The sequence below is a fragment of the Streptomyces sp. NPDC087787 genome, from assembly GCF_044743035.1.
Taxonomy (GTDB): domain Bacteria; phylum Actinomycetota; class Actinomycetes; order Streptomycetales; family Streptomycetaceae; genus Streptomyces.
Map to the genome: position 1 here is coordinate 388,058 of NZ_JBIUVQ010000004.1, position 11,958 is coordinate 400,015.

Sequence of the window (11,958 nt, forward strand, 5' to 3'; positions counted from 1 at the left end):
ACTCCTACAGGTCCGCCCGGGCCGCTGCGAGCAGTTCCTCGGCGTGCGCCCGCGCCGTCTGCGAGTCCTCCTGGCCGGCCAGCATCCGGGACAGCTCCCGGACCCGGTCCTCACCCTCCAGCACCTTCACACCGGACCGGGTCACCGAGCCGTCGTTGGTCTTCTCCACCAGCAACTGCCGGTCGGCGAAGGCGGCGACCTGGGGCAGGTGGGTGACCACGACGACCTGGGCGCTCCTGGCCAGCCGGGCCAGACGCCGGCCGATCTCCACGGCCGCCTTGCCGCCGACGCCCGCGTCGACCTCGTCGAACAGATACGTCGGCACCGGATCCGTCCCGGCGAAGACGACCTCGACGGCCAGCATCACGCGCGACAGCTCACCGCCGGAAGCCCCCTTGGCGATCGGCCGTGGCGGCGCGCCGGGGTGCGGGGCGAGGAGCAGTTCGACCTCGTCGGCACCGGCCGGCCCGCAGGCGACGGTACGGCCGCCGACCTCGACGCCCTCGGGGTCCTCGGTCTGCCGGATGTCGAACGACACGCGCGCGTGCGGCATGGCCAGCGAGGCCAGCTCGGCCGTCACGGCGGCGGCGAACCGCTCCGCGGCCTCCGCCCGTGCGTCGGTCAGCGCCTGGGCCAGGCCGCCCAGTTCGGCGCGCAGCGCGTCCCGCTCGGCGGTCAGCTCCCCGAGCCGCTCGTCGTCGCCGTCCAGCTCGGTGAGCCGGGCGGCGCTGTGTTCGGCCCAGGTGAGCACGGCGCTGACGTCCTCGCCGTACTTGCGGGTCAGCGCGCCGAGCGCGGCCCGCCGCTCCTCGACCGCCGCCAGCCGCAGCGGATCGGCGTCCAGGTCGTCGGCGTACCCCGCCAGCTCCCCGGCCACGTCACCGAGCAGGATGCCGATCTCGCCGATGCGGTCGGCGAGCGCGGCCAGCGCCGGATCGTGCGACCGGACGGCCTCCAGGGCCCGCTGGGCGCCCGCGACGAGCGTGGTCGCGTCGATGCCCTCGGGGTCCTCCGGATCGCCCGCGAGAGCGGCGTGCGCGGCCGTCGCGGCGGACGACAGCGCCTCGGCGTGGCCGAGCCGCTCCGCCTCCTCGGCCAGCTCGGTGTCCTCCCCGGCCCGCGGTTCGACCCCGGCGATCTCGTCGAGACCGAAGCGCAGCATGTCGGCCTCCTGGGCCCGCTCACGCGCACGCGTGGTGATCTCGTCCAGCTCCGCGGTGACGGCCCGGAGCCGACGGTAGGCCCCGGCGTACTTGGCGAGCGGCACGGCGACGGCGTCGCCCGCGTACCGGTCGAGGGCCTGCCGCTGCCGGGCCAGCTTGAGCAGTCCCTGCTGGTCGGTCTGCCCGTGCACGGCCACCAGCTCGTCGGCGAGTTCGGCGAGCAGCCCCACCGGCACGCTCCGCCCGCCCACGTGCGCCCGGGAGCGGCCCTCGGCCGAGACGGTACGGCTGATCAGCAGCGCACCGTCGTCGAGCTCGGCACCGGCCTCCTCGGCCCGTACGGCGGCGGAGGCGTCCGCGGGTACGGTGACCCGCCCCTCCACGACCGCCTTCCCGGCGCCGATCCGCACCAGCGCGGGATCCGCGCGTCCGCCCAGCAGCAGCCCCAGACTGGTGACCACCATGGTCTTGCCCGCACCGGTCTCACCGGTCACGGCGGTGAACCCCGGCGACAGCTCGACGACCGCGTCGTCAATCACTCCGAGTGACCGTATCCGCATCTCCTCCAACACGAGCACGACCATACGAGGTTTTGGTGGCGCCGTGCGACGCCACCCCACCCATGGAGGGAACGGTCCCGCCCACCCGTGTCCCGGGCCGGCGGGCCCGGTGCGTGCCCGGCCGGTGCGCTGCGCCGCTAGTGCGGTGCCCCGCGCCACCCCGAGACCGGCAGCGCGAACTTGGCGACCAGGCGGTCCGTGAACGAGGCGTGGTGCAGGCGGGCCAGGCGGACCGGTACCGCTCCGCGGCGCACTTCCACGCGCGCGCCGGGCGGCAGTTCGACCGTGCGCCGCCCGTCGCACCACAGCACGCCCGGCGGGACGTGCGGCAGCACCTCGACGGCCAGGACGGAGTCGGGCGACGTCACCAGGGGCTTGGCGAACAGCGCGTGCGCGGAGATCGGCACCATCAAAAGCGCCTCGACCTCCGGCCACACCACGGGCCCGCCGGCGGAGAACGCGTACGCCGTGGAGCCGGTGGGGGTGGCGCAGACGATGCCGTCGCAGCCGAACCCGGTCACCGGGCGCCCGTCGATCTCCAGCACGATCTCCAGCATCCGCTCGGCGGACACCTTCTGCACGGCCGCCTCGTTCAGCGCCCAGTCGGTGTGCACGATGTCCCCGTTGCGGTGCACGACCACGTCGACGGTCATGCGCTCCTCGACCTCGTACGCCTTGCTGACCACCCGGTCGACGACCTTGTCGAGGTCGTCCCGCTCGGCCTCGGCGAGGAACCCGACGCGCCCGAGGTTGACCCCGAGCATCGGCACGCCCGAGGCGCGGGCGAACTCCGCGCCGCGCAGCAGCGTGCCGTCACCGCCCAGCACGATGAGCAGTTCGCACCCGTCGAGGGACTGCGGGGTGGCCTCCTTGACCAGCTCCACCTCGTCCGGCAGGGGCAGGTCGCGTGCCTCCGCCTCCAGGACGCGTACGCCGATGCCGGACAGCAGCAGCCCCTTGACCACGAGTTCGGCGCTGCGGATGGCGGCCGGCCGACCGGTGTGGGCCAGCAGGAAAACGGTTCGAGCTTGGGTCTGTGTCAACGCGGCCCCTCCGCCACTGCACGGTCAACATCGGCCGGGTCCAGGGCGGGCGCCCCGGCACGCAGCCACAGAAAGTATTCGACGTTCCCGGACGGCCCGGGCAGCGGGCTGGCGGTGACGCCTTCGGCCCCCAGCCCCAGTTCCCAGGCCTTCCCCGCCACCGTCCGCACGGCCTCCGCCCGCAGCTCCGGACTCCGTACGACACCCCCGCTGCCCAGCCGTTCCTTCCCCACCTCGAACTGCGGTTTGACCATCATCACCAGGTCGGCGTCCGGCTTCGCGCACCGCACCAGGGCGGGCAGCACCAGGCCGAGCGGGATGAAGGACAGATCCCCCACGACAAGATCCACAGGCTCCCCATCGATCGCTTCGAGCGTCAACTCGCGTACGTTCGTACGGTCCTTGACGGTGACGCGTTCATCGCTCTGCAAAGACCAGGCGAGTTGTCCGTATCCGACGTCGACGGCGACGACGTGCGCGGCGCCCGCGCGCAGCAGCACGTCGGTGAAGCCTCCGGTGGACGCGCCGGCGTCCAGCGCCCGCCGCCCCTCGACGGCCAGTCCGCGCGGCATGAAGGCCTTCAGCGCGCCGGCCAGCTTGTGCCCGCCGCGGGAGACGTAGTCGGGGTCGCTGTCGTCGGCGGCGACGACGATGGCGGCGGCGGTCTCCACCTGGGTGGCGGACTTGGTCGCGACGGTCTTGCCGACGGTGACGCGCCCGGCGGCGATCAGCTGGCCGGCGTGCTCGCGCGAGCGGGCGAGCTTCCGGCGGACCAGCTCCGCGTCGAGACGGCGGCGTGCGACTCCTGCCACGTTCGGTTCAGCTCCTGTGTCGGTACGGCGGTGACTGCGCGGGGGGCGCCGGAGGTCCCGGACGGGCGTCGAGCGCGCTGAGCGCGTCTCGCAGCCCCCCGTGTACATCCTCGTACACCTGGAGGTGTCCGTCCGTGGCGAGGTGGTCGGCGTCACCGAGCCGCTCCAGGGCCGCGTCGACGCGGGCGTCGCCGGTGGGTGTGCGGGGCACGAGCAGCGGGGCGGGGGCGGCGGGGCCGTGCTCGCCGATCACTTCGCCGGGCTCGGGGGACTCCCTTTCGGGTGTCGGCGCTTCCTCCCGGACCTCCGTCCCGGTCACAGAGTCGCTCATGCCCAGACGCTACCGCGAAGCACTGGGGTAACGTCGGTGGTGATGGCAACGATCGAGGAGTGCCGCAGCGCACTCGAAAGACTCTCCGACAACATGGCGAAGGCGGAGGGGGACGTCCGCGACGCGGCGGCCCTCGACCGCTCGGTGAGCTGCCACATCAAGGATCTCGACGTGAGCTTCCTGGGCCGCCTCGTCGACGGCCGGATAGAGGTCCGGGAGACCGTTCAGGGGCCGCCGCCGAAGAAGGCCGAGATCCGGCTCGCCATGACCGGCGACGACCTGATCGCGCTGGTCGGCGGGGAACTGGCGTTCGCCAAGGCCTGGGGGTCGGGGCGGGTGAAGCTCCAGGCGGGCGTGCTGGACCTGGTGCGGCTCACGAAGCTTCTTTAGCGGCCGGCCCCCGTGTGGTGGGCCGCCACACGCGCGCGTGCGGCACGCGCCGCCGGCACCACCAGTGGCGTGCCGGTCTCCGGGTCGTCGATGACCTGGCAGCGCAGCCCGAACACCTCCTCCACCAGGTCGGCGGTGACGATGTCGTCCGGCGCGCCCTGGGCGACGACCCGGCCGCCGCGCAGGGCGACGAGGTGGGTGGCGTAGCGGGCGGCGTGGTTGAGGTCGTGCAGCACGGCGACGAGGGTGCGCCCCTGCTCCTCGTGGAGTTCGGCGCACAGGTCGAGGACGTCGATCTGGTGCTGGATGTCCAGGTACGTCGTGGGCTCGTCGAGCAGCAGCAGCGGTGTCTGCTGGGCCAGTGCCATGGCGATCCACACGCGCTGGCGCTGGCCGCCCGACAGCTCGTCGACGTACCGCTCGGCGAGCCGGCCGACCCCGGTCCGCTCCATGGACTCGCGCACGACCCGCTCGTCCTCGGCGGACCACTGGCGCAGGATTCCCTGGTGCGGGTAGCGGCCGCGGCCCACGAGGTCGGCGACGGTGATCCCGTCGGGCGCGATCGAGGACTGCGGCAGCAGCCCGAGCGTCCGGGCGACCTGCTTGGCCGGCATCGACTGGATGACCTGCCCGTCGAGCAGCACCCGGCCCCGGCTGGGTTTGAGCATCCGCGACAGCGCGCGCAGCAGCGTGGACTTGCCGCACGCGTTGGGTCCGACGATCACCGTGAAGGAGTTGTCGGGTATCTCCACCGACAGTTGCTCGGCGATGACGCGCTGGTCGTAGGCGAGGGTGACGTTGTCGGCGGACAGGCGGTTCACGGTGCTCCTTCGGTTGCTCACTGCGTCGCTGCGGGCGCTCATATCCGTCCGGCCCTGCGCTCGGCGACCAGCAGCCACAGCAGGTAGACACCGCCGAGCACGCCGGTGACCACGCCGACCGGCAGCTGGTCGGCGCCGAAGGCCCGCTGGGCGGTCAGGTCGGCGGTGACCAGCAGGGCGGCGCCCATGCACAGGGAGGGCAGCAGGTTGGGGCCGGGGGAGGTCAGGCGGCGGGCGAGTTGCGGCGCGGTCAGGGCCACGAAGCTCACGGGCCCGGCGGCCGCGGTGGCGGCCGCGACCAGCAGGACGGCACAGCCCATCAGCAGCAGCCGTACGCGTTCGACCCGCACCCCGAGGGCGTAGGAGACGTCGTCGCCCATCTCCAGCATCCGCAGGCCGCGCGCGTTGGCGAGGACGACCGGGAGGAGCACGGCGCACAGGACGGCCAGCGGTCCGACCTGGGTCCAGTCGCGCCCGTCCAGCGAGCCGGTCATCCAGACCACCGCGCGGGCCGCGTCCACGAAGTCGGCCTTGGTGATCAGATAGCCGTTGACGGCCGTGACCACCGCGGAGACGCCGATGCCGACCAGGACCAGCCGGTACCCGTGCACGCCCTGCTTCCAGGCCAGCAGGTAGATGGCCGCGCCGGTGACCAGGCCGCCCACGAGCGCGCCGAGGGTGACGGCGGTGGCGCTGCCCGAGAACAGGACGATGACGGTGAGCGCGCCGGCGGCCGAGCCCTGCGAGAGGCCGAGCACGTCCGGGCTGCCCAGCGGATTGCGGGAGACGGACTGGAACAGCGCGCCGCCGACGCCGAGGCAGCCGCCGACCAGGAGCCCGACGAGGACGCGCGGCAGCCGCAGCTCGCGGACGATGAACTCCTGCCCCTGACTGCCCTGCCCGACGAGCGCCCTCAGCACGTCGGAGGCCGGGATCGGGAAGTCGCCGGTGCCGATCAGCACTACGCTCGCCGTGAGCGCGGCCAGCACCAGCAGGGCGACGACCGCGCACGTGCGGACGTCGAGGCGCAGGGACAGCCCGCCGGGGGTGCGCAGGGCCCGTGCGGGGCGGGGGGTGCGGGTGGTCTTCACAGCTGGGCCGTCCTCCGCCGCCGTACGAGCAGGATGAACACCGGGCCGCCGATGATCGCGGTGACGACCCCGACCTGGAGCTCGGCGGGCCGGGCGACGACCCGCCCCACCACGTCGGCGCCCAGCAGCAGCACGGGCGACAGGACCGTGGCGTAGGGCAGGATCCAGCGCAGGTCGGGTCCGGTGAAGGAGCGCACGACGTGCGGGACCATCAGGCCGACGAAGACGATCGGCCCGCAGGCGGCGGTCGCCGCCCCGCACAGCACGGTCGCGGCGAGCATGGCGAGCGCCCGGGTGCGGTTCAGGTCGGTGCCCAGGGCGCGGGCGGTGTCGTCGCCCATGGCCATGGCGTTGAGCGGCCGGGCCAGCAGCAGGGCGACGGCCGTGCCGACCGCGAAGAACGGGAGCACCTGGGTGACGGTCGTCGTCGTGGCGGAGGCGAGCGAGCCCACGGTCCAGAACCGCATCCTGCCCAGCGCCGCCCCGTCCATGATCATCACGGCCTGGACGTAGCCGTACAGCGCGGCGCCGATCGCGGTGCCGGCGAGCGCGAGGCGTACGGGTGTGGCGCCCCGGCTGCCGCCGAGGAACCACACCAGGGCGCCCACGGCCGCGGCACCGAAGAAGGCGAACCAGACGTAGCCGCTGAGGCTCGTCACGCCCAGGAAGGTGATGGCGGTGACGACGGCGGCGGACGCGCCCGCGTTGATGCCGAGGATGCCCGGGTCGGCCAGCGGATTGCGGGTCAGTGCCTGGAGCAGTGCCCCGGACAGACCGAGCGCCGATCCGGCGAGCAGACCGAGGACCGTACGGGACAGCCGCTCGCCGACCACGACGTCGCCGTACGTCCCCGAGTCCTGGGACAGGCCGTGCCAGACCTGGGCCGGGGACAGCTCCTTCGCTCCGATCGCGATGCTCGCCAGTGCGACGAGCAGCAGTATCGCGACGGAGACGAGGAGCCCCGCGGCTCGAACGCCTCGGCGGGTCGGGGGCGCGGCGGCCGCCGCGCGCTCTTCTGGGGGACTGTCGACCAACACGAGGTTAGGTTAGCCTACCCTCTGCGCCGGGTTGGCGGTTCCCTGTGTTCCACCGCCACCGTTCCACCGGTCCACCGGCTTCACAGCCCCAGCCGGGCCAGCGCCTTCCCCCCGTCCAGCTCGCACCCGCTGTCGCCGCCGGCCGTCCACGCCGCCGCGCACAGGGCACGGAGCCCGTCCAGTGCCTCCCCCTCGCCGCTCAGTCCGAGCCCGGTGTCCGCCGTCGCCGTCCACCCGCCGCACCGGAAACCGTCACCCTCACGAGTGATTTCCGGCTGCCCGGTGAGCAGCCCCCGCAGATCCGCGTCGACATACGTCGGCCGGTGCCGAGGGGGCGCGGCCAGCAGTTGCGCTCCGTCGGTCACCCCGGTCAGGACGAGCAGCGAGTCCACCCCGCCGTTGAAGGCGCCCTCGATGTCCGTGTCCAGCCGGTCCCCCACCACCAGCGGCCGCTCCGCGCCGGTGCGCAGGACCGTCTCACGGTGCATGGGCGGCAGCGGCTTGCCCGCCACCTGCGGCTCCGCGCCCGTGGCGATCCGGACGACCTCGATCGCCGCGCCGTTGCCCGGCCCGATCCCGCGGGCGCCCGGAATCGTCAGATCGGTGTTGGAGGCGAACCAGGGCACCCCGCGCGCGATCGCGTAGCACGCCTCCGCGAAACGCCCCCACGGCAGGTCCGGACCGCCGTAGCCCTGCACCACCGCCGCCGGGTCGTCGTCGGCGGACTCCACCGGCTCAAGACCCCGCTCGCGCAGCGCCGTGCGCAGCCCCTCACCGCCGATCACCAGCACCCGCGCACCCTGCGGCACCTGGTCCGCGATCAGCCGGGCCACGGCCTGCGCGGAGGTGACCACGTCGGACGCCTCCGCCCGTATGCCCAGCTCGGTGAGGTGCGCGGCCACCGCGGCCGGGGTGCGCAGGGCGTTGTTGGTGACGTACGCCAGATGCATCCCGCCCGCGCGGGCTGTGCCCAGCGAGTCGACCGCGTGCGCGATCGCGTGGCCGCCCGCGTACACCACTCCGTCCAGGTCGAGCAGGGCCGTGTCGTACGCCTCGCTCAGGGCCTGTGCACTGCCCTCGGGCCTCGTCCTGACGCCCTGCCTCATTCCGCATCTCTCCTCATGACACCCGTTTTCCCCGATCATCCCCTACGCCACTGACACACGTACGATGCCGGGATGAACACAGCAGGTCCCCCACCGGCGACAACACGCCCGGGCCTCGAACTCACCCCGTTCCACGGCCTGCGCTACGACCCCGACCGGGTGGGCAGCCTGGCCGCCGTGACGTCCCCGCCGTACGACGTCGTCGTGCGGCCCGACGGCCTGCACCACCTCCAGTCGGCCGACCCGTACAACATCGTTCGGCTGATTCTGCCGCAGGCCTCAAGCCCCAGCGCCCGCAACAAGCAGGCGGCGGAAACCCTGCGCCGCTGGCTCTCCGAGGGCGTCCTCGTCCGCGACCCGGAACCGGCGCTGTACGTCTACGAGCAGCGCGACGGCGACGGCCTGCTGCAACGCGGACTGATCGGCGCGCTGCGCGTGTCGGAGCCGGCGGAGGGCGTGGTGCTGCCGCACGAGGACGTCATGCCGCACGTGGTCGCCGACCGCGCCGCCCTGATGCGCGCGACCAGCGCCAATCTCGAACCGCTGCTGCTCACCTACCGCGGCGACGGCTCGACCGCCGCCACCACGATGATCATCGAGCGGGTCGCCGAACGGCCACCGCTGCTGTCGACGACCACCGAGGACGGCTTCGGCCACCGCCTGTGGGCGATCACCGACCCCGCCGACCTCGCGCGCGTGCAGGAGGACCTGGCCCGGCACCAGGCCCTGATCGCCGACGGCCATCACCGCTGGGCGACCTACCGCCGGCTGCGCGCGGAGCACCCCTCCCCCAGCGCCTGGGACTACGGTCTGGTCCTCCTGGTCGACACGGCCCGCTACCCGCTCCGGGTACGCGCCATCCACCGTCTGCTGCACGGCCTGCCGGTCGCCGACGCGCTGTCCGCCCTGGACGGCCTGTTCCGCGTTCGGCGGCTGGACCTGCCCCTGGCGGGAGCCCTGGAGACGCTCGCGGACGCGGCCTGCGAGGGCAACGCCTTCCTGTTCGCCGGCGACGGCTCCTTCCACCTCGTGGACCGGCCGGACCCGGCCCTGCTGGCCCGCACGGTCCCGGCGGAGCACCCCGCCGCCTGGCGCACCCTCGACGCGACCGTCCTGCACGCCACGCTCCTCGAGCACGTCTGGCACATCCCCGAGGACTCCCCGGCCCACATCGCCTACATCCACGACACGGTCGCGACCGTGGAGAAGGCCGAACGCGACGGCGGCACGGCCGTCCTGATGCACCCGGTCCGCGAGGAGGTCGTCCGCGACCTGGCCCGCCAGGGGGTCACGATGCCCCGCAAGTCGACGTCGTTCGGCCCCAAGCCGGCGTCGGGACTGGTGCTGAGGGCACTGGACCTCTGAAACGACGAAGGGCGGGCCCCGGTGACCGGGGCCCGCCCTCTGTTCAGTGACGGCCGGTGTCGGTGACGGCCGTCGGTGTCCGTCAGTCCTTGTCGGACGTGTCGGCGTCGGACGTGTCAGCGTCGGACGTGGCGGCGTCGCCGCTCTCGCCCTTGGCCTCGTTCTCGCCGTCCCCGCCGTCCTCGTCGCTCTCGTCGAGGGCGTCGGTGAACTCCACGCCGTCCAGCTCGGCCAGTCGGTCGGAGGCGTCGGTGCTGCCGTCCCGGTCGGCCTCGACGGCCTTGGCGAACCACTCCCGTGCCTCGGACTCCCGGCCGACGGCGAGCAGCGCGTCGGCGTAGGCGTACCGCAGGCGCGCGGTCCACGGCTGGACCGAGCCGGAGGCCAGCTCGGGGCTCTGGAGCGTCACGATGGCCGCTTCCAGCTGACCCATGTCGCGCCGGGCGCCGGCCGCGACGAGCCGCATCTCCACCTGTCCGGCCTTGTCGAGCTTGTGCACCTCCGGTGCCCCGGCCATGTCCAGCGCCTTCTCGGGCCGCCCGAGACCGCGCTCGCAGTCGGCCATGAGGGGCCACAGGTCCACGTTCCCGGTCATCCGCCGGGCGGCCCGGAACTCGGCGAGCGCCTCGCTGTACTTCTGGCTCGCGTACGCGGCGAACCCGGCCGCCTCCCGTACGGCGGCGACGCGGGACGCCAGCCGCAGGGCCACCCTGGAGTAGCCGTAGGCGCCCTCCGGGTCCTCGTCGATGAGCCGGGCGACCATCACCAGGTTCCTGGCGACGTCCTCGGCGAGCGTCTTGGGCAGGCTCTGCAGCTCCTGCCGCACGTCCTTGTCGATCTCGTCACCCGTGACGTCCTCGGGGATCGGCAGCCGCTTGATCGGCTCCCGGTCCCGGTCCCGGTCGTCGCGGAAGCGCCCGCCACCGCGGCGGTCGTCACCGCGCCGGTCGTCACGGCCCCGGAAACCACCCGGGCGCCCGCCCCGCTCGTCACGCCGGTCGTCACGTCGCGGACCGCGCCCACCACGGTCGTCACGGCCACGGAAGCCGCCACGGTCACCGCGGTCGTCACGACGGTCGCCGCGGTCGTCACGGCGGGGGCCCCGGTCGAAGTCACGCCGGTCGTCACGGCGGTCGTCACGGCGGTCGTCACGGCGCTCGCCGCGGTCGAAGTCCCGACGGTCGTCCCGCCGGTCATCGCGGCGGTCGTCACGGCGGTAGGTGGGGCGGTCGCCGTCGCGACGGAAGCCGCGGTCGTCACGCCGGCCGAAGCCACCGCGGTCGCCATCCCGCCGATCGTCCCGCCGGTCATCGCGACGGTCGTCACGGCGGTCGTCACGGCGGTAGGTGGGGCGGTCGCCGTCGCGACGGAAGCCGCCGCGGTCACCGCGCTCGGGCCTGTCATCACGACGGAACCCACCACGGTCGTCACGACGTCCGTGACCACGGTCGTCGTCACGACGGAAGCCGCCGCGATCCCCACGCTCGGGCCTGTCATCACGACGGAACCCACCACGGTCGTCACGACGGTCGCCGCGGTCGTCACGGCGGGGGCCCCGGTCGAAGTCACGCCGGTCGTCACGGCGCTCGCCGCGGTCGAAGTCCCGGCGGTCATCGCGCCGATCGTCACGCCGGTCGTCACGGCGGTAGGTGGGACGGTCGCCGTCGCGACGGAAGCCGCGGTCGCGGTCGTCACGCCGACCGAAGCCACCACGGTCGCCATCCCGCCGGTCATCGCGCCGATCGTCACGCCGGTCATCGCGCCGATCGTCACGCCGGTCATCGCGCCGATCGTCACGCCGGTCATCGCGGCGGTAGGTGGGACGGTCGCCGTCACGGCGGAAGCCGCCGCGGTCACCGCGCTCGGGCCTGTCATCACGACGGAACCCACCACGGTCGTCACGACGTCCGTGACCACGGTCGTCGTCACGACGGCCGAAGCCACTGCGCTCGTTGCTGCTGCGGGGTCCTCCGCGGTACCCGCCACGGTCACCGCGGTCCCCACCGTCCCGGCGGCGCTGATCGCGCTCCGGACGCTCGTCGGGAGAGTTGGTGGACATCGGTGACTCCTGTCTTCTGTACGGAAATGCAAAAGGACCCCTGGTCCCAGCTGAACGCTGGTGACCAGGGGTCCTTCCAAAGATTGTTCGGCGGCGTCCTACTCTCCCACAGGGTCCCCCCTGCAGTACCATCGGCGCTGTGAGGCTTAGCTTCCGGGTTCGGAATGTAACCGGGCGTTT

The 11,958-nt window shown here is 73.4% G+C and carries 11 protein-coding genes, 1 rRNA gene and 1 pseudogene; 2 read left to right on the plus strand and 11 right to left on the minus strand.

Features of this window, described 5'->3' with window-relative positions; translation table 11 throughout:
- Nucleotides 1–4: 4 nt before the first annotated feature.
- From recN to ACIOWN_RS09680, 4 genes are all read right to left on the minus strand, one after another.
- On the minus strand, nt 5–1,747 hold the full coding sequence (recN, locus tag ACIOWN_RS09665; RefSeq protein ID WP_362346703.1) for a DNA repair protein RecN: 1,743 nt from the start codon (nt 1,745–1,747) through the stop codon (nt 5–7).
- 113 nt (nt 1,748–1,860) lie between these two features.
- Nucleotides 1,861–2,766, minus strand: a complete 906-nt coding sequence (locus ACIOWN_RS09670; protein WP_100567638.1) for an NAD kinase — start codon at nt 2,764–2,766, stop codon at nt 1,861–1,863.
- Complete coding sequence (locus ACIOWN_RS09675; RefSeq protein WP_362346701.1) at nt 2,763–3,578, minus strand: TlyA family RNA methyltransferase; 816 nt, start codon at nt 3,576–3,578, stop codon at nt 2,763–2,765. The genes ACIOWN_RS09670 and ACIOWN_RS09675 overlap by 4 nt, the downstream gene beginning before the upstream one ends.
- A 7-nt stretch (nt 3,579–3,585) precedes the next feature.
- On the minus strand, nt 3,586–3,909 hold the full coding sequence (locus ACIOWN_RS09680; protein WP_362346700.1) for a hypothetical protein: 324 nt from the start codon (nt 3,907–3,909) through the stop codon (nt 3,586–3,588).
- A gap of 42 nt (nt 3,910–3,951) precedes the next feature.
- On the opposite strand from ACIOWN_RS09680, the gene ACIOWN_RS09685 reads away from it, so the two are divergent.
- Entirely contained in the window at nt 3,952–4,299 is a 348-nt protein-coding gene (locus tag ACIOWN_RS09685) for a sterol-binding protein (RefSeq protein WP_362346698.1), read from the plus strand.
- Here the strand turns inward: ACIOWN_RS09685 and ACIOWN_RS09690 are convergent.
- The 4 genes from ACIOWN_RS09690 to ACIOWN_RS09705 all read right to left on the minus strand — a co-directional run bounded on the left by ACIOWN_RS09690 (nt 4,296) and on the right by ACIOWN_RS09705 (nt 8,354).
- Nucleotides 4,296–5,162 carry an ABC transporter ATP-binding protein gene (locus ACIOWN_RS09690; RefSeq protein ID WP_401981371.1) on the minus strand — a complete coding sequence of 289 codons (867 nt, stop codon included), beginning with the start codon at nt 5,160–5,162 and terminating at the stop codon, nt 4,296–4,298. The genes ACIOWN_RS09685 and ACIOWN_RS09690 overlap by 4 nt on opposite strands.
- On the minus strand, nt 5,159–6,211 hold the full coding sequence (locus tag ACIOWN_RS09695) for an iron chelate uptake ABC transporter family permease subunit (RefSeq protein ID WP_362346694.1): 1,053 nt from the start codon (nt 6,209–6,211) through the stop codon (nt 5,159–5,161). Before ACIOWN_RS09695 ends, ACIOWN_RS09690 begins: the two co-directional genes overlap by 4 nt.
- The gene (locus ACIOWN_RS09700; protein ID WP_401981374.1) at nt 6,208–7,248 is read right to left on the minus strand and encodes a FecCD family ABC transporter permease; all 1,041 of its coding nucleotides are present in this window, start codon (nt 7,246–7,248) and stop codon (nt 6,208–6,210) included. Before ACIOWN_RS09700 ends, ACIOWN_RS09695 begins: the two co-directional genes overlap by 4 nt.
- An 80-nt stretch (nt 7,249–7,328) precedes the next feature.
- Nucleotides 7,329–8,354, minus strand: coding sequence for an HAD-IIA family hydrolase (locus ACIOWN_RS09705; RefSeq protein ID WP_401981378.1), 1,026 nt, complete (start codon nt 8,352–8,354; stop codon nt 7,329–7,331).
- Between the two features lie 72 nt (nt 8,355–8,426).
- On the opposite strand from ACIOWN_RS09705, the gene ACIOWN_RS09710 reads away from it, so the two are divergent.
- Nucleotides 8,427–9,719: a DUF1015 domain-containing protein gene (locus tag ACIOWN_RS09710; protein ID WP_362346690.1), complete on the plus strand. Its 1,293-nt coding sequence runs from the start codon at nt 8,427–8,429 to the stop codon at nt 9,717–9,719.
- Between the two features lie 82 nt (nt 9,720–9,801).
- Here ACIOWN_RS09710 and ACIOWN_RS09715 read toward each other — a convergent pair whose 3' ends face one another.
- The 3 genes and pseudogenes from ACIOWN_RS09715 to rrf all read right to left on the minus strand — a co-directional run.
- Complete coding sequence (locus ACIOWN_RS09715) at nt 9,802–10,545, minus strand: hypothetical protein (protein WP_401981401.1); 744 nt, start codon at nt 10,543–10,545, stop codon at nt 9,802–9,804.
- Nucleotides 10,546–10,611: 66 nt separating this feature from the next.
- Nucleotides 10,612–11,778: pseudogene (locus tag ACIOWN_RS09720) on the minus strand (hypothetical protein); the annotation flags it as partial.
- An 85-nt stretch (nt 11,779–11,863) separates the two neighbouring features.
- Nucleotides 11,864–11,958: ribosomal RNA gene (rrf, locus tag ACIOWN_RS09725) — 5S ribosomal RNA — on the minus strand; the annotation flags it as partial.